General features: G+C 72.2%; 21 protein-coding genes and 1 pseudogene. 9 read left to right on the plus strand and 13 right to left on the minus strand.

Annotated features, from left to right (window positions below; genetic code table 11):
• Nucleotides 1–48: 48 nt before the first annotated feature.
• A complete protein-coding gene (locus tag ABIQ69_RS12740; protein WP_350347493.1) occupies nt 49–537 on the minus strand; it encodes an SRPBCC domain-containing protein in 489 nt (162 codons plus the stop codon).
• 99 nt (nt 538–636) lie between these two features.
• On the opposite strand from ABIQ69_RS12740, the gene ABIQ69_RS12745 reads away from it, so the two are divergent.
• Both ABIQ69_RS12745 and ABIQ69_RS12750 read left to right on the plus strand, forming a co-directional pair.
• The gene (locus ABIQ69_RS12745) at nt 637–1,599 is read left to right on the plus strand and encodes a helix-turn-helix transcriptional regulator (RefSeq protein WP_350347494.1); all 963 of its coding nucleotides are present in this window, start codon (nt 637–639) and stop codon (nt 1,597–1,599) included.
• Nucleotides 1,596–2,444, plus strand: coding sequence for an aminoglycoside phosphotransferase family protein (locus tag ABIQ69_RS12750; RefSeq protein ID WP_350347495.1), 849 nt, complete (start codon nt 1,596–1,598; stop codon nt 2,442–2,444). The genes ABIQ69_RS12745 and ABIQ69_RS12750 overlap by 4 nt, the downstream gene beginning before the upstream one ends.
• 35 nt (nt 2,445–2,479) lie before the next feature.
• On the opposite strand, the gene ABIQ69_RS12755 is transcribed toward ABIQ69_RS12750, so the two are convergent.
• Nucleotides 2,480–3,073, minus strand: a complete 594-nt coding sequence (locus ABIQ69_RS12755) for a TetR family transcriptional regulator C-terminal domain-containing protein (RefSeq protein ID WP_350347496.1) — start codon at nt 3,071–3,073, stop codon at nt 2,480–2,482.
• Between the two features lie 67 nt (nt 3,074–3,140).
• On the opposite strand from ABIQ69_RS12755, the gene ABIQ69_RS12760 reads away from it, so the two are divergent.
• Nucleotides 3,141–3,608, plus strand: a complete 468-nt coding sequence (locus ABIQ69_RS12760) for a GNAT family N-acetyltransferase (RefSeq protein ID WP_350347497.1) — start codon at nt 3,141–3,143, stop codon at nt 3,606–3,608.
• Nucleotides 3,609–3,613: 5 nt separating this feature from the next.
• On the opposite strand, the gene ABIQ69_RS12765 is transcribed toward ABIQ69_RS12760, so the two are convergent.
• From ABIQ69_RS12765 to ABIQ69_RS12810, 10 genes and pseudogenes are all read right to left on the minus strand, one after another.
• Complete coding sequence (locus ABIQ69_RS12765; RefSeq protein ID WP_350347498.1) at nt 3,614–4,900, minus strand: FAD-binding protein; 1,287 nt, start codon at nt 4,898–4,900, stop codon at nt 3,614–3,616.
• A gap of 25 nt (nt 4,901–4,925) precedes the next feature.
• Nucleotides 4,926–5,768 (minus strand): annotated as a pseudogene (locus ABIQ69_RS12770) (arabinan endo-1,5-alpha-L-arabinosidase); the annotation flags it as partial.
• Nucleotides 5,769–5,936: 168 nt separating this feature from the next.
• Nucleotides 5,937–7,448, minus strand: a complete 1,512-nt coding sequence (locus ABIQ69_RS12775; RefSeq protein WP_350347499.1) for an alpha-N-arabinofuranosidase — start codon at nt 7,446–7,448, stop codon at nt 5,937–5,939.
• A 92-nt stretch (nt 7,449–7,540) separates the two neighbouring features.
• Nucleotides 7,541–8,482, minus strand: a complete 942-nt coding sequence (locus ABIQ69_RS12780; RefSeq protein WP_350347500.1) for a carbohydrate ABC transporter permease — start codon at nt 8,480–8,482, stop codon at nt 7,541–7,543.
• Complete coding sequence (locus ABIQ69_RS12785; protein ID WP_350347501.1) at nt 8,482–9,450, minus strand: sugar ABC transporter permease; 969 nt, start codon at nt 9,448–9,450, stop codon at nt 8,482–8,484. The genes ABIQ69_RS12780 and ABIQ69_RS12785 overlap by 1 nt, the downstream gene beginning before the upstream one ends.
• A 101-nt stretch (nt 9,451–9,551) precedes the next feature.
• Nucleotides 9,552–10,883, minus strand: a complete 1,332-nt coding sequence (locus tag ABIQ69_RS12790) for an extracellular solute-binding protein (RefSeq protein WP_350347502.1) — start codon at nt 10,881–10,883, stop codon at nt 9,552–9,554.
• Between the two features lie 214 nt (nt 10,884–11,097).
• Complete coding sequence (locus ABIQ69_RS12795; protein ID WP_350347503.1) at nt 11,098–12,111, minus strand: LacI family DNA-binding transcriptional regulator; 1,014 nt, start codon at nt 12,109–12,111, stop codon at nt 11,098–11,100.
• A 58-nt stretch (nt 12,112–12,169) separates the two neighbouring features.
• On the minus strand, nt 12,170–13,027 hold the full coding sequence (locus ABIQ69_RS12800; protein ID WP_350347504.1) for a phosphatase PAP2 family protein: 858 nt from the start codon (nt 13,025–13,027) through the stop codon (nt 12,170–12,172).
• Between the two features lie 104 nt (nt 13,028–13,131).
• A complete protein-coding gene (locus ABIQ69_RS12805; protein WP_350347505.1) occupies nt 13,132–14,418 on the minus strand; it encodes a multidrug effflux MFS transporter in 1,287 nt (428 codons plus the stop codon).
• 186 nt (nt 14,419–14,604) lie between these two features.
• A complete protein-coding gene (locus tag ABIQ69_RS12810; RefSeq protein ID WP_350347506.1) occupies nt 14,605–15,801 on the minus strand; it encodes an ROK family protein in 1,197 nt (398 codons plus the stop codon).
• Nucleotides 15,802–15,946: 145 nt separating this feature from the next.
• On the opposite strand from ABIQ69_RS12810, the gene ABIQ69_RS12815 reads away from it, so the two are divergent.
• From ABIQ69_RS12815 to ABIQ69_RS12835, 5 genes are read left to right on the plus strand one after another with little or no spacing between them, the layout of a single operon-like run.
• Nucleotides 15,947–17,242, plus strand: coding sequence for an extracellular solute-binding protein (locus ABIQ69_RS12815; protein ID WP_350347507.1), 1,296 nt, complete (start codon nt 15,947–15,949; stop codon nt 17,240–17,242).
• Between the two features lie 14 nt (nt 17,243–17,256).
• The gene (locus tag ABIQ69_RS12820; protein WP_350347508.1) at nt 17,257–18,297 is read left to right on the plus strand and encodes a sugar ABC transporter permease; all 1,041 of its coding nucleotides are present in this window, start codon (nt 17,257–17,259) and stop codon (nt 18,295–18,297) included.
• On the plus strand, nt 18,294–19,163 hold the full coding sequence (locus tag ABIQ69_RS12825; RefSeq protein WP_350347509.1) for a carbohydrate ABC transporter permease: 870 nt from the start codon (nt 18,294–18,296) through the stop codon (nt 19,161–19,163). Before ABIQ69_RS12820 ends, ABIQ69_RS12825 begins: the two co-directional genes overlap by 4 nt.
• Nucleotides 19,160–21,604 (plus strand): glycoside hydrolase family 3 N-terminal domain-containing protein, encoded by a 2,445-nt coding sequence (locus ABIQ69_RS12830; protein WP_350347510.1) that lies wholly within the window; start codon nt 19,160–19,162, stop codon nt 21,602–21,604. Before ABIQ69_RS12825 ends, ABIQ69_RS12830 begins: the two co-directional genes overlap by 4 nt.
• Nucleotides 21,605–21,618: 14 nt before the next feature.
• Nucleotides 21,619–23,256, plus strand: a complete 1,638-nt coding sequence (locus ABIQ69_RS12835) for a family 43 glycosylhydrolase (protein ID WP_350347511.1) — start codon at nt 21,619–21,621, stop codon at nt 23,254–23,256.
• 41 nt (nt 23,257–23,297) lie between these two features.
• On the opposite strand, the gene ABIQ69_RS12840 is transcribed toward ABIQ69_RS12835, so the two are convergent.
• Nucleotides 23,298–24,332, minus strand: coding sequence for a LacI family DNA-binding transcriptional regulator (locus tag ABIQ69_RS12840; RefSeq protein ID WP_350347512.1), 1,035 nt, complete (start codon nt 24,330–24,332; stop codon nt 23,298–23,300).
• Between the two features lie 123 nt (nt 24,333–24,455).
• On the opposite strand from ABIQ69_RS12840, the gene xylA reads away from it, so the two are divergent.
• Nucleotides 24,456–25,649 (plus strand): xylose isomerase, encoded by a 1,194-nt coding sequence (xylA, locus tag ABIQ69_RS12845; protein ID WP_350347513.1) that lies wholly within the window; start codon nt 24,456–24,458, stop codon nt 25,647–25,649.
• The last annotated feature ends 32 nt before the right edge of the window (nt 25,650–25,681 follow it).

The following is a 25,681-nucleotide window of genomic DNA, read 5'->3' on the forward strand; positions in this document are numbered from 1 at the left end:
GCCGCACGTGGCCGCGAGGTTTCGCCCTCCCGGCCACGACGCGGGACGTCACACGGATGCCGCGGCGCCCTCGGTCGCCGGGAACGGCAGCGCCCGGCCGGTCTCGACGTACGACTTGAAGCTCGACAGCACGTGCGGCCACGTCTCCGCCGTGTCGCCCTGAGCCGGGTGGCCCGGGCTCCACTGGTCGTTCGTGAAGGTCAGGCGCGTGAGCCCCTCGCCGGCCCGCTCGAGCTCCCACGTCATCCGGCTCGTGAGCTCCGCGTGGTTCTCGCGGTAGGTCGGCCCGGGGTGCTCGGTGAGCTGGAGCAGCCGCGGCGGCTCGGCCTGCAGCACCTCGCCGTAGACGTGCACCGTCTCGTCGCCGTCCTGGCCGGGGCCGACGTACTCGTACCGCGACCCCGGAACCAGGTCGCCGCGTAGGACACTGCCCCACATCACGGCACGGCTGCCCTCCTCCCCGGTGATCGCCTCCCACACGACGGCGGGCTCGGCGGCGATGTACACGGTCATCTGGAAATCGGTCTCAGTACTCATGCCGCCGACGCTACGGATGCCTCCCCCCTGCGTCTTGCACGAACGCGACATCCCGCTCGCGGGATGCGGCGGTCGACGGGGCATCCGATACTGGGACGGATGGACGACGACCACTGGCGCGCACGGGCCGGCGTTCCGCGCAGCCGCGGCGTGCTCGCTCCGCGACCGGGCGACCCGCCCCTCACGGCCGGCGGGGCGCTCGACGCACCGCCCGCGGATGCGCCCGTGCGGATGGCTCGGATCGCCGCGGCACCGGGGGTTGCGGAGCTCGTCAGGCACTACTGGATCCCCCGCTGGCGGCTCGCGCCTGGCACGTCGGTCACCCAGCGGGTGCTCGAGTACCCGACCGCGAACCTCGTCATCGACGAGCACTCGATCGCCGTGCACGGCACCGCGGTCGGGCTCGGCACCAAGCGTCTCGAGGGCCGGGGGTGGGCGTTCGGCGTGCTCCTGCAGCCCGGCGCCGCCGGGGCGCTCACCGGGCGGGCGCCGCGAGCGCTCGTCGCCCGTTCCGAGCCGCTGCGCGACCTTCCGGGCGTCGACGCGATGCGAGATCTGGTGCGCGAGCACGTCGCCGCCGGCGACGACGCCGACGCCGTCGCGGCGTTCGAGCGCTGGCTCGTCGGCCTCGGACTCGAGGTCGGCGAGGACGCCCGCCTGGTCCGCGAGCTCGTCGCCCGGGCCGAGGAGGACCGGTCCCTGATGCGTGTCGACCGCCTGGCCGAGCTCGCGGGCGTCGGGGTGCGCCAGCTCGAGCGCATCGTGCGCGACGAGCTCGGGCTCACCCCCAAGTGGCTCATCCGCCGATACCGGCTGCAGGAGGCCGCCGCGCGCCTGACCGCCCCCGACCGCCCCGCGCTCGGCGCGCTCGCGGCCGAGCTCGGCTACGCCGATCAGGCGCACTTCACGCGCGAGTTCCAGGCCGTCATCGGCATCCCGCCCGGGCGGTACGTGCGCGAGGCGGCCGCCGCCGCGGCCTCCGGGTCCGGCGCGACGGCGACGGCGACGACGGCGACGGCGACGGCGACGGCGACGACGGCGACGGCGGGAGGTAGGCGATGAGCGATCTGGGCCCCGTCTCCCCGGGTCACGCCGCGGACGCCGCCTGGCTCCGTCGGTGGCGGCTGCGCCCCGACGGCGACCCGCAGACGACGGCGTCGAGCACCCTGCTGCCCGTCCGCACGTGGGAGGGACAGCCGGCGATGCTGAAGCTCTCCCAGACGGAGGAGGAGGCGCGCGGCGGCGCCCTGCTCGTCGCGCTCGACGGAAGCGGCGCCGCCCGCGTACTCCGCCACGACGGCAACGCCGTGCTGCTCGAGCGCGCGACGGGCGCGCGGAACCTCGTGGCCCTGGTGCGCGAGGGCCACGACGACGAGGCGACGCGCATCCTGTGCGCCGCGGGCCGCACCCTGCACGCCGCGACCGCGCAGGTGCAGGACGCCGACCCGCCGCCCCCGCTCGTCGACCTGCGGACGTGGTTCCGGCAGCTCTTCGCCCACGCCGACGACCTCGGCCCGGTGCACCGCCGCGGCGCCGACATCGCGCGGTCCCTGCTCGACGACCCGCGCGACGAGGTCGTGCTCCACGGCGACCTGCACCACGGCAACGTGCTCGACTTCGGCGAGCGCGGCTGGCTCATGATCGACCCGAAGGGCCTCATCGGCGAGCGCGGCTTCGACTTCGCGAATCTCCTCTGCAACCCCTCGCACGACCGCGCGCTCGAGCCCGGGCGGCTGGAGCGTCAGCTCGCAGTCGTGGTCGAGGCATCCGGCGTCGACCGCGACCGCATGACCGACTGGCTCGTCGCCTGGTGCGCGCTCTCGTCGACCTGGTTCAGCCTCGACGACGATCCGGCGCATGCGGCCTCGGCCGCGGCGATCGGCGAGCAGGCGGCGGCACTGCGCTGAGCTGCGGATCCGCGCTGAGCGCGTGCGGACCCGGGTCAGTCGAGCCGGTCGAGTTCGGCGCGGAGCGCGGCGTCGAGCGCGGCGAGCTGCACGTCGGGCGTATAGCGCTCGGGGTCGACGGCGGCGAGTGCGCCGAGGCCCTCGATGAGGCCCACGAGGGCGACCGCCGTGGCCTCAGCGGCCTCGCCGGAGGCGTGCGGGCGTGCCTCGCCGACGAGCCGGCGCACTCGGGTGAGCATCGCCCGGTTGTACTCCCGGTGCAGGTCGGCGAGGGCGTCGTCGCCGAGGGCGGCGGCCGCGTACGCGAGCCAGACCCGCGCCTCCTCGCGGCGCTCGTCGTCGAGCGGGAGCGCGTGCACGAGGATCTCCCGCAGAGCGCCATCGGCGCCGGGGGCATCCGCCTCGAGCCGGTCCATGCGGACGCGGGTCCGTTCGTGCAGCAGCCGTCTGGCGTGGGCGAGCAGGTCGCGTTTGCCGGCGTAGGTGCTGAACAGCAGGCCCGTGGTGCACTGCGCGCGCTCGGCGACGGCGCGCATCGTGAGGCCGTCTGGTCCGCGCTCGGCGAGCAGCGACCAGACGGCGTGCGAGATGCGCGCCTGGTTGCCGGCGAGGTCTCGGCTGCGAGCCATGGTGCATCCTCCGTTCGCCACAATGATAACGTGCGTTACGATAACAAGCGATATCGAAAGGAGTCTCATGCAATACCGCATCGAGCGCACCGACTGGCACGACCCCGACGCGGAGCGGCTCCGCGCCGCCCAGCGCACCGAGCTCGATGCGCGCTACGGCACCGACGACCACGAACCGGGCGCCATGCCGACCGCCGACACCGTGGCCGTCTTCCTCGTCGCACGCACCCCCGACGGCACCGCGGTCGGCTGCGGCGGCCTCCGCCTCCTCGACGGGGGCACCGCCGAGATCAAGCGGATGTACGTCGACCCCGCGTTTCGCGGCACCGGCGCGTCCACCGCGATCGTCCGCGGACTCGAACGCGAGGCCGCACGTCTCGGGCTCGACCGACTCCTGCTCGAGACGGGCCCGGCGCAGCCCGACGCCATGCGCTTCTATGAGCGCGAGGGGTACGAGCGCATCGAGAACTTCGGGCCCTATCGAGGCGAGCCGCTCTCGGTCTGCTACGCCCGCTCGCTCGTCGCCGCGGCCTGAGCGCGTCAGAGATCGAGGCGGTCGAGGAAGGCGTTGCGGAAGCGGCCGTCGGGGTCGAGGCGGGCGCGCAGCGCGCCGAAGTCGTCCCAGCGCGGAATCCGCTCGCGGAGCACATCGCCCGGCAGCGTGAAGACCTTGCCCCAGTGCGGCCGCGCCGTCGCCGGCAGGGATGCTTCGAGCACGGGCAGGAGCGCCCGCACCGCGGGCTCGTCCCGAACCCAGGTGAAGTGCAGGCCGACCACGTCGGCGTCGAACGCGGGGCTCAGCCAGAGCTCGTCCCGGCGGACGGTGCGGATCTCGCACACCTGCAGCAGCTCCGACACGGGGCCGGCCAGGCGCCGGACGGCCTCGATCGCGGCGACCGCGTCGGCGCGGGGCACGAGGTACTCCGACTGCAGCTCCTCGCCCGCGGAGGGCGTGAACTCGAGCCGGAAGTGCGGCAGCCGCTCGAACCACGGCCCGGGCACGCCGAGCTGCGGTGTGCACGCGTCGGCCGCGATGCCCGGGATCGGATGTCTCGCCACGGTCGCCGCGGTCGCGCCGAGCGCCGCGACCGACGGCTCGCCGGCGCCCTGCGCCAGCCGCTGCTTGACCCAGAGCTGATCGGCGACGTCGGCGCTCCGCCAGGTGGTGAAGACGCTGACGCTCGTGCCGAGCGAGGTAACGGCGTCGAGGTCCGCGAGGATCGCGTCCCACCGGGGCGTCTCGAAGACGGTCTGCGCGACGTCGTACGTCGGCTCGACGTCGAGTTCGAGCGCGACGACCACGCCCAGGGCGCCGAGCGAGACGACCGCGCCGGCGAAGTCCGGGTCGCCCCGGCGCAGCACGAGCCGGTCGCCGCCCGCGGTCACGAGCTCCACCGCGCGGACCGCGCTCGCGAGCGACCCGATGCGGTCCCCCGAGCCGTGCGTGCCCGTCGCCACGGCGCCGGCGACGGAGATGTGGGGCAGCGAGGCGAGGTTCGCGAGCGCCAGCCCGCGCTGCTGGAGGAGCGGCGCGAGGGCGCCGTAGCGCACGCCGCCAGAGACCCGGACCGCGACGGTCGCCCCGGCCTCGTCGGCGATCTCCTCGAGCTCCGCCGGGAGCCCGTCGGTCTCGATGAGCGTCCCGCGGGTGTCGGCGAGGTCGTTGAACGAGTGCCGGCTCCCGAGCGCACGCACGGCCCCGCCCTCGGCGAGGACCTCCTGCAGCTCGTCGACGCTCGCCGGGCGGACGAGGCGCCGCGCGCCGTACGTGAGGTTGCCGGCCCAGTTGCGGCCGGCGACACCGGGCGTGGCATCCGTCTCGGTCATGCAGGTCCTCTCGCGATCGCCGCGCTCACCAGCGCAGCACGGGCCATCCGTCGGCGTCCCACTCGAGCGGCACGAGCGCGAGCCGGAACTGCCCGTTCAGGTCGCCGTCGTAGTAGTGCAGCGCCATCATGCCATCGGCGATCGACTGCCCGCCGGGGCCGATCCGCGATCCCTCGGTCTCGGCGAGGACGGTGCCGCCGTCCTCGAGCAGCGGCACCCCGTCGCGGTCGACGTAGGGGCCCGTGATCTCGTCGGCCCGGCCGACGGCGATCTTGTACGTCGAATCCGCCCCCTGACAGCAGGCGTCGCGCGAGACGAACAGGAACCAGTGGCCGTCGTGCTCGACGAGGTACGGCGCCTCGATCGCGTTGGGCGGCGCGCCCCGGTCGGCGAGGCGCAGCGGTTCGGAGGCATCCGGATGCCCCGCCGCGGCGCCCGCACGCAGCCCGCTCGGCCACTCCAGCTCCACCATGCGAATGCCGCTCCAGAACGAGCCGAACGCCATCCACGGCGTGCCGTCCTCGTCGGTCGCGACGCCCGGGTCGATCGCGTTGAAGTCGTCGCCCGACGTGGAGGCCACTACCGGTCCGCGGTCGACCCACTCGTAGTCGGGATCGTCGGGATCGAGTGTCGTGTTCGTCGCCAGCGCGATGACCGAGGTGTTCTTGCCGAACGTCGACGCCGAGTAGTACAGGTACCAGGTGCCGTCGTGCTCGACGAGCTCGGGCGCCCACAGGTTCGACACCCCCGCGACCTGCTCGCGGAGCCAGGCCGGCTTCTCGTCCCACACCTCGCCCGCGTACCGCCAGGCGCGCCCGTCGGTCGAGGAGCGCACCTGGATCGTGCCGTCGGCGACCGTCTGGTTCCCGGTCGAGTAGACGAACCAGGTGTCGCCCTGCCGTGCGAGGGCGGGGTCATGGGTCGCCCCGCAGCTCCCACGCCCCGCCGCCCGCGCAGCCGGCGAGCGCCAGCACGGCCGTCAGGGCGGCCGCGAGCGCGCCGAAGCGCGCCGGCGTCCGCCCCGCGGGCCGGCGCGTCAGCCGAGCGAGAGCGCGGTCCACGACACCGGGGGCAGCGTGATCGTGAGCTCGCCGCCCTCGATGCGCACCGAGTCGTTGGGACGCGGGGCGACCCGCTCGGGCTCCGCGAGGGTGTTCTTGGCGTACACGTCGTCGTCGGCGATGGTGTGCGACTCGAGCACCGATACGTCCCCGAGCGAGGCGATGTCGATCGTGAGGGTCAGCGCCTCGTCGACGCTGCGGTTCACGAGGAACACCGCGCTCCGGCCCGTCTCGGGGTCGCGCGTGGCGACGGCGTCGACGAGCGGCACCACGCCGTACTCCTTCGTCTCGTACGTCGGCGCGTCGAGCTTCAGCTCGAGCGCCTCGCCCTGCGCGAGGCGCGAGGTGATCGAGAACGGGAAGAACGTCGTCTGCCGCCAGGCCGGGCCGCCGGGCTCGGTCATGATCGGCGCGATGACGTTCACGAGCTGCGCGAGCGAGGCGCTGCGCACCCGGTCGGCGTGCTTCAGCAGCGAGATCATCAGGTTGCCGAACACGACCGCGTCGGCGACCGAGTAGACGTCCTCGAGGAGGCGCGGGGCGACCGGCCAGTTGTCGATGCCCTCGATCTTGTCCACGTCGTGGAAGCGCGTGAGGTACCAGACGTTCCACTCGTCGAACGAGATGTCGATCTGCTTGTCGCTGCCGTTCACGGCCTTCACATGGTCGGCCGTCGCGACGACCGACTCGATGAAGCCGTCCATGTCGACCGCGGAGGCGAGGAAGCTGCCGAGGTCGCCGTCCTTCTCCTCGTAGTACGCGTGGCAGGAGATGTAGTCGACGTCCTCGTACGCGTGGGTCAGCACGACCCGCTCCCACTCGCCGAACGTCGGCATGTGCGCGCTCGACGAGCCGCACACCACGAGCTCCACCGACGGGTCGAGCTGGCGCATCGCCTTCGCGGTCTGCGAGGCGATCTTGCCGTAGTCCTCGGCCGACCGGTGGCCGAGCTGCCACGGGCCGTCCATCTCGTTGCCGAGGCACCACATCTTCACGCCGAACGCGTCGCGCTTGCCGTTCGCGATGCGCTGCTCCGACAGGGCTGTGCCGCCCGGGATGTTCGCGTACTCGAGCAGGTCGAGCGCCTCGAGCGTGCCGCGCGTGCCGAGGTTCACTGCCAGCATCAGGTCGCTGCCGACCTTCTGCAGCCAGTCGTCGAACTCGTGGAGGCCGACCTCGTTCGTCTCGGTCGAGTGCCAGGCCAGGTCGAGCCGGCGGGGCCGCTGGTCGCGCGGGCCCACCGAGTCCTCCCAGCGGAAGCCCGAGACGAAGTTGCCGCCCGGGTAGCGGATCGTCGAGACGCCGAGCTCCTTGACGAGCTCGATGACGTCGGTGCGGAACCCGTCGGCGTCGGCGGCGGGGTGCCCGGGCTCGTAGATGCCGTCGTAGACGTGACGGCCGAGGTGCTCGACGAATCCGCCGAAGACGCGGCGGTCGATCCGCCCGATGGTGAAGTGGGGGTCGATGGTCAGGCGTGCGGTGGGCATGCGATGGTGCTTTCTGTGTCGTTGGGCATGGTCTGCGAGGGATGCCCCGGCCGGGGCATCCGCTGGTCGTCGTGGGGCCGGCGGCGCGGCGGCTACTTCACACTGCCGAGCGTGAGCCCGCCCTGCCAGTAGCGCTGCAGGAACAGGAACGACAGCAGCAGCGGCAGCACGGAGATGAAGGCGCCCGAGGTGATGAGGTTCCACACCTGCTCGCCGCCCGCACCCGCGTTGGACAGCGCGAGCCAGCGGTTGAGCCCGACGGTGACCGGCAGCAGGTCGGGGTTGGTGAGCACCGCGAGCGGCAGGAAGAAGTTGTTCCAGGTGCCCACGACGCTGAGCAGCAGCACGGTCACGATCGCCGGGCGCAGCAGCGGCACGACGATGGTCGAGAACGTGCGCCACTCCCCCGCGCCGTCGATGCGGGATGCCTCGAGCAGTTCGTCGGGCACGGCGTCCTGCGTGTAGACGCGCATGAGGTACACCCCGAACGGATTCAGCAGGCTCGGCAGGATGACCGCCCACGGCGTGTTGATGAGGCCGTACTGGCTGAGCAGCATGAACGTCGGGATGACGAGCGCCGTCAGCGGAACCATGACCGACCCGAGGATCATGCCGAACACGGCGGTGCGGCCCCGGAACCGGTACTTGGCGAACCCGTACCCGGCGAGCACGGCGACGATGGTCGCGCCGATACCGGCCGTGAAGGCGTAGAGGAACGAGTTCCCGAGCCAGCGCCAGTAGATGCCGCCCTGGTGCTCGAAGAGCCCGGCGACGTTCGCGAAGAACGCGAGCGGATCGTCGAACCACAGCGCCGGGCTGGAGAACAGGCTGCCGGTGCTCTTCGTGGCGGCCACGAACAGCCACCAGATCGGCACGACGAAGTAGATGGCGAGGATGACGAGCAGGATGTGCGAGCCGATGCGGCGGCGGCCGCTCGGACCCGAACGGCGCCCGCGCTCCTGGCGGCGCAGCGCACGCGTATCGGCGACGGTCATCGCCCGGGTGTCTGCGGGGGCGGCGGGGAGGACGGCCATCACTTCAGTCCGTTCTGCTTGCGGGTGAGGAAGAGGAACCCGAACGATCCGAGGAAGACGAGGATGCCGAGCGAGAACGCGATGGTCGACGCGTAGTTGAACTGGCTGTAGCTGAAGGCCAGGGCGAAGGCGTACATGTTCGGCGTGTAGTCGGCTGGCAGGGCACCGGATGCCACGCTTCGCAGCACCGTCGGTTCGGTGAAGAACTGGAGCGTGCCGATGAGGGCGAAGGTGATCACCATGACCATCGAGGACGAGATCATCGGGATCTTGATGCGGGTCGCGATCTGGAGGCCGTTGGCGCCGTCGATGCGGGCCGCCTCATAGATGGAGGCGTCGATGGCGCGCAGCGCCGCGTAGATGACGATCATGTAGTAGCCCGACCACTGCCACGTCACCACGTTCACGAGCGAGAAGAAGATGTTGTCCTTCGACAGGAAGTTGGGGGCATCCAGGCCGAACGCCTCGAAGATCGTCGAGCCGGGGCCGAAGCGGGGGCTGTAGAGGAAGCTCCACATGAGCGCCCCGATGACGACGGGGATCGCGTACGGCGCGAAGATCAGCAGTCGCGAGACCTTCGACAGCCACGTCGCGAGGGTGTCGAGCAGCAGCGCGGCGACGCCCGCGACGATGAGCTGCGCGGGGATCATCACGATCGCGTACAGCAGCACGCGCCCCATGCCGCCGAGGAACAGGGGGTCGGTGAAGGCCTTCACGTAGTTGTCGACGCCGACGAACTTCGTGCCCGTCGCGAGCGTCGAGCTGAACAGGCTCATGCCGAAGGCGTACACGAGCGGGAAGACGAGGAACGCCGCGAAGATCACGAGGAACGGGGTGATGAACAGCCAGCCGACGTTCTGCCGGCGCTCGATGCCGCTCCGACGGCGGCGGAGTCCGCTCGCGGGGCGCCGCCCGTTCGCCGGGCGCTGGGGGGTCGGCGCGGGCGCGTCGACGGCCTGGGTGGTCATGGAGATCTCTTCCTGGTGCGGATGCCGCGGCTCGCGCCGCGGCGGGATCGGAGTGCGGGGGCGGGCCGGCCCGGTGGTCGCCGAGCCGGCCCGCCGCGAGATTACTTCAGTTCGAAGCCCTGCTCGGTCGCGTACGTCTCGAGCGTGGACTGCAGGTCGTCCAGCGCCGTCGAGGCATCCTTCGACCCGTCGACGACGACGGCCGTGACCTCTTCCTGGAGCTGGTCGTAGGCGTAGTTCTGGAACGGGCTGAAGGTGAAGCCCTGGTAGCCGGCGGCGGCCTCCAGGAACACGTCCTTGTTGATCTGCTGCCCGCCGAAGAACGGGTACTCCAGGTCGCGGAAATAGTCGGACTCGAGGATCGGCCTCCACAGCGGGAACAGCGCGGCCTGCTCGATGCCGATCTTCCACGCCTCCTCGGTGCCGAAGATCTCCTTGGCGACGACCGCGGCCGCCTCCTTGTCCTTCGCCTGGCTGGTCACGGCGAACGCCGAGCCGCCCCAGTTGATCTGCACCGGGTTGGCCGGGTCCCACTGGGGAACCGGCGCGGCCTGCCACTGGGCGCTGTCGTCGGTGCCCTCGAGGCCCTGCAGGTAGCCGGGGCCCCACGCGGCGGCGACGTAGATGGCGTAGGTGCCGTCGACCAGCATGGTGTTGTAGTCGGCGGTGAACGCCTCGTCGGTGGCGACCACGCCCTGCGCGGCCAGGTCGGCCCAGAAGCTCAGCACGTCCTTCGAGCCCTGGTCGTTGACCGAGATGCCGATCTCACCCGGCTCGGCGCTGTCGTAGTCGAACGGCACCGACCCGGCCTGGGCGAACAGCGCCTGCGTGTAGGCGCGGCCGTTCGGCGGGAAGTCGGCCAGCACGCCGGGCGCGCCGGCGTCCTTCAGCGCCTTCGCGGCGGCGGCGAACTCGTCCCACGTCGTCGGGACCGGGATGCCGTACTGGTCGAGGATGTCCTTGCGGTAGAGCATGCCCATGGGACCGCCGTCGACCGGGATGGCGTAGACCGCCTCGCCCGAGGAGACGTCCTTCCAGGCGCCCTCGGTGTAGTCGCTCTGCACGTCGGCCGCGCCGTACTCGCTGAGGTCGACGAGCGCGTCGCGGATCGAGAAGCTCGAGAGCACCTCAGACTCGAGCATGATCACGTCGGGCGCCCCCGAGCCCGACTCGATCGCGGTCGAGAACTTGGTGTACTCGTCGTTGCCCTGGCCCGCGTTGGTCCAGCAGATCTGGACATCGTCGTGGTTCTCGTTGAACAGGTCGACGACCTCTTCGAACGCGGGGTACCAGGCCCAGACGCTCACCTGCGTGGCATCCGGGTTCTTGATCTCGTTGGTGCAGGACTCCTCGGATGAGCCGGCGGAGCAGCCGGTGAGCGCGGCGACGGCGACGGCGACGACGCCGGACGCGGCCAGGAGCTTCGACTTCATGGCTGTGTGCTTCCTCTCGCGGTGGTTGGACACCGTTGTCTCTGGCGATATGCCTCGAACCGGCGCGGGAGCGGGTGGACTCCGCGTCGAGTTCCGAGTCTTTACAACGTTGTAAAGTAAACGTTGTAGAGACATGGTGACGCGTTCGGCCGCGACTGTCAAGCCGGAGCCGGCGGGCGGCCGGCGAGCGGGCGCACACCCCGGCGCGACAGGGTCAGCGCGACGGCGCCGACTCGCGTTCCACGACGCGGTAGTCGGCCAGCAGCAGCCGCGGCGGGACACCCGAGTCGGGTCGCTCGATGCGCTCCAGCAGGGTCTGCACGGCCGTCTTCGCGATCCAGCGCTGCCCCGGATCCACCGTCGTGAGCGACGGGATCGAATACTGCGCCTCGTCGAGATCGTCGAACCCGACGACGGCGGCATCGTCGGGCACCCGGCGGCCGGACTCCTGCAGCACCCGCATCGCGCCGAGGGCGAGGGTGTCGTTCAGCCCGAACACGGCATCGAATTCGGCGCCCCGATCGAGCAGCTCGCGCATGCTCCGAGCCCCGTTCGCGCGATGCCAGAGGGTCGTGTACCCGATGATCGAGTCGTCGAAGGGCACGCCCGCCGCCTCCAGCGCCTCGCGGTAGCCACGGAGCCGGAGCCCCGCCGAGCCGATGACCTCGCCCTCATGCGCGCCGATCACCGCGATGCGGCGGCGGCCGGACGCGAGCAGGTACTCGGTCGCGGCGCGGGCGGCCTCGATGTTGCGCATCGTGACGTGGTCGGTCGGCCCGTCGAAGATCCGCTCGCCGAGCAGCACCATCGGGTAGGGCACCTCGAGGGCGGAGGCGTCCTCCTGCCCCATCCCCAGCGCACTGAAGATGAGCCCGTCGGTCATCTTCAGCCGCGGACTGCGCAGCAGCTCGAGTTCACGCGCAGGGTCGCCGCCGGTCTGCTCGACGAGCACCACGACGCCGGCGGCCTCCGCCGCCTCGATGACGGATGCCGCGAGCTCGGCGAAGTAGCTGAGGCCGAGCTCCGGCACGGCGAGGGCGATCGCCCCCGTCCGCCCGGACCTGAGGCTCCGGGCCGTGAGGTTCGGCGTGTAGCCGAGTTCGGCGATCGCCTGCTCGACGCGCTCGCGGGTGGCGGGCCGGATGTGCGGGTAGCCGTTGATGACGTTCGAGACCGTCTTGATCGACACACCGGCCAGGCGTGCGACATCGTGGAGCGTCGGTGCCATGCGCCCTCCTCGACCGCAACTCTACAACGTTGTAACGCTCGCCCCGACGGCGGCCGGCTCAGCGGCGCGCCGACCCGCCCGACGGAGGCGTCACATGTGCCGCCGCGCGCGCGGCGTTCACCTCCATGCGATGCGCCGACCACGCCAGGCGCTCGCGCTCGAGCGGGCGAGCGAGCACGGCCCAGGCGAGCAGCGCCACACCCGCCCCGACGAGCAGGCCGCCGAGCGTGTCGGTCAGCCAGTGCGCGCCGAGATACGTGCGGCTTGCGGCCATCAGCACCGTGTACACCGCCCCCGCGATCCACACCCAGAGCGCCGGGGCGATGACCCCGAGGGCGACCGCGATCGTCGCCGCGTTCGCCACATGCCCCGACGGGAATGAGCCGAAGTCGGAGACGACCATGATGTCCTCCGGTCTCGCGCGGCCGAACGTCTGCTTCAGCAGCTGCACGACGCCGGCGCTCGCCGCCGACGCGAGTATGAAGTACGCCGCACCCCACGGCCGTCGGCAGATGAGCAGGACGACGGCCGCGAGCACGGGGACCACGAACACCCCCACGACGCCTCCGCCGAGCCAGTTCATCAGCAGCGCGAGGACGTCGCCGACCGGGCCGCGGAGCTCCAGCATGTCCTCGGCCCACTCCTCGTCGAGGTCGACCAGCTCACCCGAGCGGACGACGACGAGCCAGCCGAGCACGGCCGCGATGAGCACCGCGGCGATGCCCACGGCGATCGGCACCCGCCGCCCCATCGTGCGCGCGCGCTGCTCGCGCCGGACGGGCCGCACCTCGGCCGCGGCCTCCGCATCGGGCGCCGCCGACGCGGCCGCCCGCGCATCTGCTGGGCCCGGCGCCGCGGCATCCGTCTCGTGCGCCGCGGCATCGGTCTCGTGCGCGTCCTCGCGTTCGTCCGCCATCCGCCCACGCTACCCACGGAGGGCGCCTCGCAGGGCGAACCGGCCCGCGCGTCAGCCGTCGAGCGAGGGAACCGCACCTCAGGGTGCGCGCGGCGGCACCTCTCTCAGTCCTCGAGCGGCGGCACCGAGCGCGGACGCACGAGCGCCCACAGCGCGATCACCGCGACGGAGGCCGCGAGCAGCATGACGAAGCCCATCGGCACCGCGCTGCCCACGCCCAGCAGGCCGATCAGCGGCGAGATCACGCCGGCGAGCCCGAAGTTCAGCGCGCCGAGCAGCGACGCCGCGGTGCCGGCCTCCGCGCCGTGGTTCGCGAGCGCCAGCACCTGGACCGCCGGGAACGAGAAGCCGCACGCGAGGATGAAGAACCACAGCGGGATCGCCGTGCCCCAGAACCCGGCGCCGGCGGAGTCGAGCACCATGATCGCCGCCGCCATCGCGACGTGCACCAGCGTGGTCCCGGCGAGGATCCACTGCGGAGCGATGGGGCCGCGCATGAGCCGGGAGCTCGCCTGCACGCCGATGATGACGCCGAGCGAGTTCACCGCGAACAGCAGGCCGTACTCCTGGGCGTTGAACCCGTAGACGTCCTGGAAGAGGAAGGAGGAGGTCGACAGGTAGCCGAACAGCCCGGTGAAGGTCATGCCGCCGACGATCGCCGCACCGAGGTAGACCCGATCGCGGAACAGCGCCGCGTAGCGCGAGCGCATGGTGGCGTGGCCCGCGACGTGGCGGCGCGCCGGCGGCAGCGTCTCGACGATCCAGAGCGAGACCGCCACGACCACGACGAGTCCGTAGGCGCCGAGCACCCAGAAGACGCCGCGCCAGTCCATCACGACGAGCAGCTGCGAGCCGATGACCGGCGCCAGCACGGGCGCGAGGCCGTTGACGAGCGCGAGCCGGGACAGCATGCGCACGAGCGGCTTGCCGCCGAAGAGGTCGCGCACCATCGCCATCGCCACGACGCCGCCGGCGGCGGCGCCGAAGCCCTGGAGCAGCCGGAAGATCGCGAGCCAGGTGATGTCGGGCGCCATCGCGGCGGCCGCCGAGGCGGCGATGTGCAGCAGGGTCGCGAGGATGAGCGGCAGTCGTCGCCCGACCTTGTCGCTCCACGGGCCGACGATGAGCTGGCCGAACCCGAAGCCGATCATCGTTCCGGTGAGGGTGAGCTGGACTGCCGTGGCCGAGACGCCGAGCTCCTCCTGCAGCACCGGGAACGCGGGCAGGTAGAGGTCGACCGTGAAGGGCCCGAGCGCGGTGAGCGCGCCGAGCACGAGCACGTAGACGAGGCGCTGCCGGCTCGAGAGGGCGTCGCCCGGGTGGACGCTGACGACGGGAGTCGACCGGGTGTCGTCGGGTCGGATGATCGGGATGGGGCTGGTGGCGGACATGGCGTTCCTGACGGCGTGCGCGGGCGGACTCTGAAGGCGACGGCGCACGCCCTCGGGCGCCGGGATGGCGACGGCGGCGCCGCAGGGACGCCGCCGGGATCCGATGAGCCGGTGGAGCGGGCTCGAATCGATTCGACTCCGTCCAGTCTAGACTCGGCCCCCCGTCGGCGCGCAAGGGGCGCCGACTCAGCGTGCCGGTTCCCCAGCGATCGGGTCGGCGAGGAGCTCCGCGAACGCGGCCTCGGCCGCGCCGATCATCAGGCGGTCCTCACCGAGGGCCGCCACGCGCAGGTCGAGGCCTTCCGCGGCCGCCGGCATCGCCTGAGCGGCGACCGCCTCGCGGAGCGCCTCGGGATCGCGCTCGGCGAGCGTCGCGAGGAAGCCGCCGAGGATCACCAGCGAGGGGTTCAGCACGTTCACCGCGTTGGCGAGGGCGGTGCCGAGGATGCGCCGTTGCCGAGCGAGCTCGGCGCCCACGGTCGCTGCGCGATCGGATGCCTCGCCCACGGCCTCCTCGATCGCCGCCGCGAGCGTCGGCTCGTCGGCGTGGGTGAGCCCGACCGCGTCGAGCAGTCGCGACCGGCTCACCTCGTCCTCGAGCACCCCGCCGGGTGCCCGGCGGTCGTCGGGGTCGTCGATGCCCGGCCGGTTCTGGCCGAACTCGCCGGCGTAGCCCCCCGCACCGCCGACCGGCCGGCCGGCCACGACGAGCCCGCCGCCGATGCCGCTCGCCCCGCCGTTCAGGTACACCAGGTCGTCGACGCCGCGGCCGGCACCGAACAGATGCTCGGCGATCGCACCCAGCCCGGCGTCGTTGCCGACCGAGACAGGCAGGCCGGTGGCGTCCTCGACCAGGGTGCGGAGCGGGGCATCCCGCCACTCGAGGTGCGGCGCCAGCCGCACCAGCCCGTCGGAGGCGCGCACGAGACCGGGCACGGCGAGGCCGACGCCGACGAGGCGTGCGCGGCGGAGCGGGCCCGGGCGCCAGCGCTCGATCGCAGAGCCGATGAGCTCCGCGGTCTCCTCGGGCGTGACGACATGGTCGACCTCGACGCGTTCGCGCGCCCGGATGCGACCGTCGAGGCCCACGGCGGCGATGGTCACGGCGTCGAGCTCGGGGTTCACCGCGATCGCGACGACGTCGGGCGACGGCGCGACGACGGGTGACGGACGCCCGACCCGGTTCGTCGGGTCGGGTGCGCGCTCGACGGCGAGGCCGAGGTCGGCGAGCTCTGCGGCGAGCGCGGCGACCGTGGAGCGGTTGAGCCCGGTCATCGCGGTGAGCCTCGCGCGCGAGAGCGGCCCCTCGAGGTGCACCAGGGTCAGGAGTTTCGAGAGGTTTCGACGGTGCACGCCGTCGAAGGTGCCGCTCCGTTCGTTCACCCCCTCACTCTAGGCAGCCCGGGCCTCCGTCTCGGCTCGGACACACCCTATTTGTTGCGCTTGACTCGATATCCGAACGGGACGTATATTCAAGGCGTCCAGATCACTTTCGGCAACAGCGCCGAAAATTTCGAGAGGTTCAAAGATGAACAGACGCAGCACTCGCCGGCTCGCCGCTATCGGCGCCGCAGCCGCACTCGCCGTGGGCGCGTTGGCCGGTTGCAGCGCCGGCGGCGGCGACTCCGCCGACGGCTCGGTCACCCTGACCTTCTGGCACAACTCCACGACGGGTGACGGCAAGGCGTACTGGGAGGCCACCGCCGCCGACTTCGAGGCCGAGAACCCCGGCGTGACGATCGAGATCCAGTCGATCCAGAACGAGGAGATGGACGGCAAGCTGCAGACCGCCCTCAACTCCGGCGACGCCCCCGACATCTTCATGGCCCGCGGCGGCGGCAAGCTCGCGGCCGTGGTCGAGGCCGGGCAGGCGCAGGACCTCAGCGACGCCCTCTCCGACGAGACGAAGGAAGCCCTCGGCGAGGGCGCCCTCTCCGCGTTCACGATCGACGGCAAGCTCTACGGCGTGCCCTCGTCGGTGCTGCCCGGCGGCATCTACTACAGCAAGGATCTGTTCGCCCAGGCGGGGATCACCGCGACGCCCACGAACTTCGAGGAGCTCGGCGAGGCGGTCGACAAGCTGAAGGCCGCGGGCATCGACCCCATCGCCCTCGGCGCGAAGGACGCATGGCCCGCCGCCCACTGGTACTACTTCTTCGCCCTCCGCGAGTGCTCCCAGGACGTCTTCTCGGGGCTGACCGAGGACCCCAGCTTCTCCGACGAGTGCTGGCTGCGCGCCGGCCAGGACCTCGAGGAGTTCGCCGCGACCGAGCCGTTCAACCAGGGCTTCCTGACCACCACCGCCCAGCAGGGCGCCGGCTCGTCCGCCGGCCTCATCGCGAACCACAAGGCCGCGATGGAGCTCATGGGCGCCTGGGACCCGGGCGTCATCGCCTCGCTCACGCCCGACGAGAAGCCCCTCGCCGACCTCGGCTGGTTCCCGTTCCCGGCCATCGACGGCGGTGACGGCGAGCCCGGCGCCATGATGGGCGGCGTCGACGGATTCTCGTGCTTCGTCGACGCGCCGAAGGAGTGCGGCGAGTTCCTGGAGTTCGCGTCGCAGAAGCAGTACCAGGAGGGCTACGCCGAGGCCTTCGTCACCCTGCCCGCCAACAAGGACGCCCAGGGCGTCGTCACCGACCCCGCCCTGCAGGAGGTGCTCGCGGCCGTCAACGAGGCGCCCTACGTCTCCGTGTGGCTCGACACCCTGCTCGGCCAGAACGTGGGCAACGCGCTGAACGTGGGCGTCGTCGACATGCTCGCCGGCAAGGGCTCGCCCGAGGGCATCGTCGACGCGGTCGACCAGGCCATCCAGAAGGGCTGAGGACCCAGCACATCATGAGCGTTCGCACCAACTCCCCCAGCGTCGGGCGAGTCGAGGCGGACGACGTCACGGCCGGGGACGGCTCGCCGTCCCCGGCCCCCGGCCGGGTCGCCGCGACGTCGTCCCGTCCCGGACGTCGTCGCCCCCGCCGCGACTCCCTGAAGGCCGTCGAGATCGCGGTGCTCGTCGGCCCCGCACTCGTCGTGTTCCTGGCCTTCGTCATCTTCCCGGTCATCATGGCCGGCTACTACGGCTTCTTCCGCTGGAAGGGCTTCGGCCCGCCGACCGACTTCGTCGGGCTGCAGAACTACGTCACGATCCTCCAGGACTCCGCATTCCACGAGGCGCTCTGGCACAACGCCGTCATCGTCTTCGGGTCGCTGCTGCTGCAGGGGCCGGCGGCGCTGCTGCTGGCACTGCTGCTCAACCGCCCGATGCGCGGCCAGTCCGCGATCCGCGTCCTCATCTTCGTCCCGTACGTGATCGCCGAGGTCGTCGTCGGCACGGGCTGGAGCCTGATGCTGCAGAGCGAGGGCGCGCTGAACGGCCTCCTCGAGAAGATCGGACTCGGCGCCTTCGCCCAGGACTGGCTCGCCGACCCGAACATCGCGATCTGGACCCTGCTCGGCATCATCACCTGGAAGTACATCGGCTTCGCCGTGATCCTCTTCCTCGCGGGCCTGCAGGGCATTCCCCAGGAGCTCACGGAGGCGGCCCAGATCGACGGCGCGTCGTACTGGCAGATTCAGCGGCGGATCACCCTGCCGCTGCTCGGACCGACGCTGCGGATCTGGGCGTTCCTCTCGATCATCGGATCGCTGCAGCTGTTCGACCTCGTCTATATCATCTGGGGCCAGTACGTGGCCTCGACCGCCGGCACGTCGACCATGGCGACCTACATGGTCGCGAACGGCCGCAACGCCGGCAACTACGGCTACGGCAACGCCGTCGCCGTGGTGCTGTTCCTGATCTCCCTCGTCGTCGCCCTCGTCTACCAGCGCTACGTGCTGCGACGCGACACCGCCGGCGCACTCACCGAACGGACCGACCGATGACCGCATCGATCGCCCTCCCGCGCGCCCGGCGGCCGCGCGGGCAGGGCACGCTCCCGTGGGGCAGCCCCGTCGTCTACTTCATCGCGCTCGTCATCGTCGCGCTGATGCTCGCGCCCATCGCGTACATCATCATCGGCGGCTTCCGGACGAACTCCCAGATCACCACCGACCCCTCGGCGTTCCCGTCGCCGTGGGTGTTCGACAACTACGGCGGGGTGCTGGTGAGCGGCACGTTCTGGGGCGAGGTGGCGAACTCCACGGTCGCCGCCGTCGTGACCACGGTGGCGGTCGTCGCGCTCGGACTCATGGCCAGTTACGTGCTCGCCCGCTACCGCTTCAAGGCCCGGGGCGTGCTCTACGCGGTGTTCGCGGCAGGCCTGATGTTCCCCATGACCGTCGCGATCACGCCGCTCTACCTGGTGGTGCGCAGCCTCGGCCTGACGAACTCGCTGGCGGGAGTCATCCTGCCCCAGATCGCGTTCGCGCTGCCGACGACGATCATCATCCTGGTGCCGTTCCTGCGCGCCATCCCCGACGAGATCGAGGAGGCGGCGTCGATCGACGGGTGCTCGCGGCTCGGGTTCTTCTGGCGCATGGTGGTGCCGCTCGCGATGCCCGGGGTGATCACCGTCGGCATCCTCGCGTTCATCGCGAGCTGGAACAGCTACCTCCTCCCCCTGTTCATCCTGAACAACGAGGGCGCGTACACGCTGCCCCTCGGGGTGCAGGCCTTCGCGTCGCAGTACTCGGTCGACACCGCGAAGGTGCTGGCGTTCACGTCGCTGTCGATGATCCCGGCACTGGTGTTCTTCAGCATCTTCGAACGCCGCATCGTCGGCGGCCTCACCGGGGCGGTGAAGGGATGAGCGCCGAGCAGCACGCCGTCAACGGCACGGATGCCTCGGGCCGGACTGCGCCCGCGTGGCGCGACGCGAGCCTGCCGCCCGCCGAGCGCGCGGCCGCACTCATCGCCGAGCTCACCCTCGAGGAGAAGATCGCCCAGCTCTACGGCGTCTGGGTCGGCGCGTCCGCCGAGGGCGGCGACGTCGCCCCGAACCAGCACGAGATGAGCGGCGACGTCGACCTCGACGACCTGCTCCCGAAGGGGCTCGGCCAGTTGACCCGCCCGTTCGGCACCGCGCCGGTCGACCCGGGGCTCGGCGCCCTGTCGCTCGCGCGCACGCAGCGGCGCATCGTCGCCGACAGCCGTCTCGGGATCCCGGCGCTCGCGCACGAGGAGTGCCTCGCCGGCTTCGCCGCCTGGGGCGCGACCGCGTACCCGGTGCCGCTGTCGTGGGCCGCGACGTTCGATCCCGACCTCATCGAGCGGATGTCCCGCCGCATCGGCGAGGACCTCAGATCGGTCGGCGTGCATCAGGGGCTCGCGCCCGTGCTGGACGTCGTCCGCGACGCCCGCTGGGGCCGGGTCGAGGAGACCATGGGCGAGGACCCGTACCTCGTCGGCACCGTCGGCGCCGCGTACGTGCGCGGCCTCGAGGCGGCCGGGGTCGTGGCGACGCTGAAGCACTTCGTCGGCTACTCGGCGTCGAAGGCCGGGCGCAACCTCGCCCCGGTATCGGTCGGCCCGCGGGAGCTCGCCGACGTCCTGCTGCCGCCGTTCGAGATGGTGCTCCGCGAGGGCCGGCCGCGCTCGGTCATGAACGCGTACACCGATCTCGACGGCGTGCCCACCGCGGCCGATGCGGCCCTGCTCACCGACCTGCTGCGCGACGTGTGGGGCTTCACCGGAACGGTCGTCGCCGACTACTTCGCGGTCGCGTTCCTGCACACGCTGCACGGGACTGCCGGGTCGCTCGGCGACGCCGCTGCCGCCGCGCTCGAGGCCGGTATCGACGTGGAGCTGCCGACCGTGCATGCCTTCGGCGCCCCGCTCGTCGAGGCCATCGCGGACGGTCGGCTCGACGAGGCGGTGCTCGACCGGGCGCTCCGCCGGGTGCTCGCGCAGAAGGCCGAGCTGGGCCTGCTCGACGCCGACTGGGATGCCACGCCGCCGGCGCTTCGCGCACTCGGCGACCTCGCGGACGACCTCGACGCCGTGCGCGGCACGATCGACCTCGATCCGCCCGCGAACCGGGCCCTCGCGGCCGAGATCGCGGAGCGGGCCATCGTGCTGCTCCACAATGACGGGACGCTTCCGCTCGACGGCGGCACCGCGCCGTCGCGGATCGCGGTGATCGGCCCGACGGCCGCCGACCGGTTCGCGGTGCTCGGCTGCTACGCGTTCCCGACGCACGTGGGCGTGCATCACCCCGAGTCGGGCGACGGCATCGAGCTGCCGACCCTGCTCGAGTCGATCCGCGCCGAGTTCCCGGGCGCTGAGGTCGTGCACGTGCCGGGCACCGGCATCGACGACGGCGACACCTCGGGCTTCGACGCGGCCGTGGCCGAGGCATCCGCCGCCGATGTCGTCGTGCTCGCCCTCGGCGACCGCGCCGGCCTCTTCGGCCGGGGCACGAGCGGCGAGGGCTGCGACGCGGAGTCGCTCGCGCTCCCGGGCGCGCAGGCTGCGCTGCTCGAGGCGGTCCTCGACGTGGGGACCCCGACCGTGGTGACGCTCCTCGCCGGCCGGCCGTACACGCTCGGCACCGCGCCGGACCGCTCGGCCGCCATCCTGGAGGCGTTCTTCGCCGGTGAAGAGGGCACGCGTGCCCTCGCGGGCATCCTGAGCGGACGGGTCGCTCCCTCCGGCCGGCTGCCCGTGTCGGTGCCGGCGTCCGCCGGCGTGCACCCCTCGACGTACCTGGCCTCGACGCTCGCGAGGGCGAACGGCGTGTCGAGCATCGACCCGACGGCTCGCTACCCGTTCGGCCACGGCCTGACCTACACGTCGTTCGAGTGGAGCGACTGGTCGGGCGACGAGTCCGAGATCACGACCGACGGGACCGCGTCCGTGCGGCTGCGCGTGCGCAACACCGGCGAGCGCGACGGCGTCGAGGTCGTGCAGCTGTACCTGCACGATCCCGTCGCGAGCGTCGTCCGGCCCGTCCAGCGGCTCATCGGGTTCGCCCGGGTCAAGCTCGCCGCAGGCGAGGCGGCCGACGTGCGGTTCGCCGTGCCCGCGGACCTCGCATCGTTCACCGGTCGCGACGGCACCCGGGTGGTCGAGCCGGGCGAGCTGGTGCTGAACGCCGGCCGCTCCAGCGGCGACCTGGTATTCGAGCATCGCGTCGTGGTGACCGGCCCGGTGCGCGTGGTCGACCACACGCGGCGGCTGCATCCCGAGGTCCGGGTCGATGCGGTGCCCGGTGCCGCCCTGGGCGGCCTCGCCGTGGCCGCGGCGAGCTGACGGGCGGGGCCCGGATGACCGCGATCGCGCACAACCCTGTGCTGCCCGGGTTCCGCCCGGACCCGAGCGTCTGCCGGGTGGGCGACGCGTTCTACGCCGTCACGTCATCGTTCGAGTACTTCCCGGGGCTCCCGGTGCACCGGTCGACCGACCTGGTGCACTGGGAGCCCGTCGGGCACGTCATCCATCGGGAGGACCAGCTCGACCTGTCCGGCGTCGCGTCGTCGGGCGGGCTGTTCGCGGCGACGATCCGTCACCATGACGGGCGCTTCTGGGTGGTGTGCACGCTCGTGGGCGGCACCGGGCGGTCCGGCGGGTTCGTCGTCACCGCGGCCGACCCGGCCGGCCCCTGGTCGGACCCGACCTGGGTCGACGGCGGGGACGGCCGAGACGGCATCGACCCGTCGCTGCTGTTCGCCCGCGACGGGCGCGCGTGGTGGTGCGGCACCCGGCTCGCCTCGCCCGGCGCGTGGCCCGAGCAGACCCAGGTCTGGGTACGCGAGTTCGACCCCGTCGGGCTCCGGCTCGTCGGCGACGAGCACGTGGTGTGGCACGGCGCGCTCGAGGGGGCGGTGTGGGCCGAGGGCCCGCATCTGCTCGAGGTCGACGAGGCGCAGGGCGGCGGCGTGCTGCTGCTCGCGAGCGAGGGCGGCACCGAGCGGCATCACGCGGTGAGCGTCGCGCGCGGCGCTTCGCCGATCGGCCCGTTCGCCGGGAACCCCGGCAATCCGGTCCTCACGCACCGGCACCTGGGTCGCGGTGCGCCCGTCGCGAACGTCGGTCACGCCGATCTGGTCGACGACGGGCGCGGCGGCTGGTGGGCGCTCGCGCTCGCGACCCGCTGCCTCGACGGCATCGACTCGTTGCAGGGCCGGGAGACCTGGCTCGTCCCCGTCGCCTGGGAGGACGGCTGGCCCGTCTTCGCTCCCGGCGAGGGGCGCCTGTCCCGCGAGGTCGAGGTGCCGTGGGCGGAGGACGACGAAGCTGAGGATGCGGGCCGGTCGGCCGCGGCGGGCACGGCGGCAGCGGCGGGCACGGCGGGCACGCGCCTCGGCTCGCTCCTCGAGGAGCATTTCGACGGCCCCGAGCTGCATCCCGACCTGATCCGGGTCCGGACCGCGCCGGGCGTCGATCGGATCGGCCTCGGCGCGAGGCCCGGCCACGCCCGGCTCCGGCCGACGTCGCAGAGCCTCGCCGAGGTCGCGCCGCACGCGTTCGCGGGGTTCCGGCTCGAGCAGCCACGGGCGAGGGTCACCGCGGTGATCGAGGCATCCGGCGCGCCCGGAATGACCGCGGGTCTCGCGCTGCGCCAATCGGAAGCACGTCACCTGCGCCTCGGCGTTCGCGACGGCGTCGTCGAGCTCGTGCTCCACGTCGACGGCGACGAGCACGTGCGCGGCACCGCGCCTGCGGCGGACGGCAGCGTGGAGCTCGAGCTCGCGATCGACGGTTTCGCGGTCGCCGCGCGCGTCCGCACCGCGCAGCAGGCCGATGCGGACTGGACCGAGGTCGGGAGGGCCGGCGTACGCCCGCTCAGCAGCTCGGGGATCGGCAGCTTCGTCGGCGTGACGGCCGGAGTGTTCGCGACCGGCACGAATGCGGCGGACGCCTGGGCCGACGTCGACGTGCTTCGGGTCGAGCACGTCGCCTGACGGCGGCGGCACCGGCGCCGCCGCCGGCGCCGGCGCTGGCCTCAGCCCGCGGGCGGCGCGGTGCTCTCGCGGACGACGAGGCTCGTGGCCAGGTCCATCCGAGGGGTCGGCACCCCCGTGCCCGTCGGCGCCTCCGCGAGCCGGATCGCGAGGCGTGCCGCTTCCTCCCCCATCCGGCGCAGCGGCTGGTGCACGGTGGTCAGCCGCGGCGTGAGCCACCGGGCCAGCGGGATGTCGTCGTAGCCGACGACCGAGAGGTCCTCCGGCACCCGCAGGCCGAGCTCCCGCGCCACCTCGAGCACGCCGAGCGCCTGCATGTCGCTGCCCGCGAAGACCGCCGTCGGGCGTTCGGGGCCCGCGAGCAGCTCGCGGGCGTGGTCGCGGCCGCCGGTGACGTGGAAGTCCCCGAACCGGATCCAGGCGGGGTCGATCGACACCCCGGCGGAGTTCATGGCCGACCGGTAGCCGTCGACCCTGGCGAGCGAGCACATCATGTCGGCGGGGCCGCTGATCGCGGCGATGCGGCGGTGTCCGAGTTCGAGGAGGTGCCGGGTCGCCGCCAGACCCCCCGACCAGTTCGCGGAGCCAACGCTCGGCGCGTCGGGCGACGGGTCGCCGGCCGGGTCGACGATGACGAATGGGATGGCTCGGGCGCGCAGCTGCTCGCGGTACTCGGGTGCGAGGTCGCTGAAGACGAGCACCACCCCGACGGGTCGGCGGCGCATGACGCCCTCGATCCAGTCGGCGTCGGGCGAGTGCCGGCTGCCGCTGACGGTGAGCACGACACTCAGGCCGTGCTCCTTCGCGACCGATTCGACGCCGTCGATGAGCTCCATCGACCAGATCGGGTCGAGCTCGTGGAAGACGAGCTCGATGAGCTCGGCGCGCGCTTCGCTGCGTCCGCCTCCGCGCCGGCGGTAGCCGCGGTCCGCGAGGACTCGCTCGACGCGCTCCCGGGTGGCCGGCGACACATCGGCCCGCCCGTTGAGCACCTTCGAGATCGTCGACAGCGAGACTCCGGCCTCGTCGGCGACGTCGGCGAGCCTGACCCGCTCGGTCGCGGCATCCGTTTTCATGTTTCGAATCCTAGTTCCGAAAGTTGCGGCGTCAGCGTCGCGTCCCCCGGCTTGCATCTGCTCCATGGGACAATTATGTTGGTTTTGCCAACAAATCATCGACGACGCTGAAAGGCGGATCCCATGGCCACTGCGCCCACCCGCGACGACAAGTTCTCCTTCGGGCTCTGGACCGTCGGCTACAATGGCACCGACCCGTTCGGCGGCCCCACGCGGAACGCGCTCGACGTCGTGCACGTCGTCGAGAAGCTCGCCGAGCTGGGCGCCTACGGGCTCACTTTCCACGACGACGACCTCTTCGCGTTCGGCTCCGACGACGCCGAGCGCCAGCGGCAGATCGACCGCCTCAAGCAGGCCCTCGCCGACACCGGCCTCATCGTGCCCATGGTGACGACGAACCTCTTCTCCGCCCCCGTCTTCAAGGACGGCGGCTTCACCTCGAACGACCGCGACGTCCGCCGCTTCGCGATGCGCAAGGTCATGCGCCAGCTCGAGCTCGGCGTCGAGCTCGGCGCGAAGACATTCGTCATGTGGGGCGGTCGCGAGGGCGCCGAGTACGACGCCGCGAAAGACATCCGCGGCGCGCTCGAGCGGTACCGCGAGGCCGTGAACTTCCTCGGCCAGCACGTGATCGACCAGGGCTGGGACATCCGCTTCGCCATCGAGCCGAAGCCGAACGAGCCGCGCGGCGACATCCTGCTGCCCACACTCGGCCACGCCATCGCGTTCATCGAGTCGCTCGAGCACCCCGAGCTCGTCGGCCTCAACCCCGAGGTCGGCCACGAGCAGATGGCGGGCCTCAACTTCGCGGCCGGCATCGCGCAGGCGCTGTACCACGGCAAGCTCTTCCACATCGACCTCAACGGCCAGCGCGGCATCAAGTACGACCAGGACCTCGTGTTCGGCCACGGCGACCTGCACAACTCGTTCGCCCTCGTCGACCTGCTCGAGCACGGCGGCCCCGGCGGCGTGCCCGCCTACGACGGCCCGCGTCACTTCGACTACAAGCCGAGCCGCACCGAAGACGAGGACGGCGTGTGGGAGTCGGTCAAGGCGAACATGCGCACCTACCTGCTGCTGAAGGAGCGTGCCGCGGCGTTCCGCGCCGACCCCGAGGTGCAGGAGGCGCTCGCCGCCGCGAAGGTCGACGAGATCCAGACGCCCACCCTGAACGAGGGCGAGACCTGGGAGGCGCTCGCGGCCGACCGGTCGGCCTTCGAGGACTTCGACGCGAACGCGTACCTCGGCGGCAAGGGCTTCGGCTTCGTGCGCCTGCAGCAGCTCGCGACCGAGCACCTGCTCGGCGCCCGCGGCTGATCCACCGCGTCCCCACCACCTCGTCCCCCACC

Origin of the sequence: Agromyces sp. G08B096, assembly GCF_040267705.1 — a bacterium.
In the GTDB taxonomy this organism is placed as follows: Bacteria; Actinomycetota; Actinomycetes; order Actinomycetales; family Microbacteriaceae; genus Agromyces.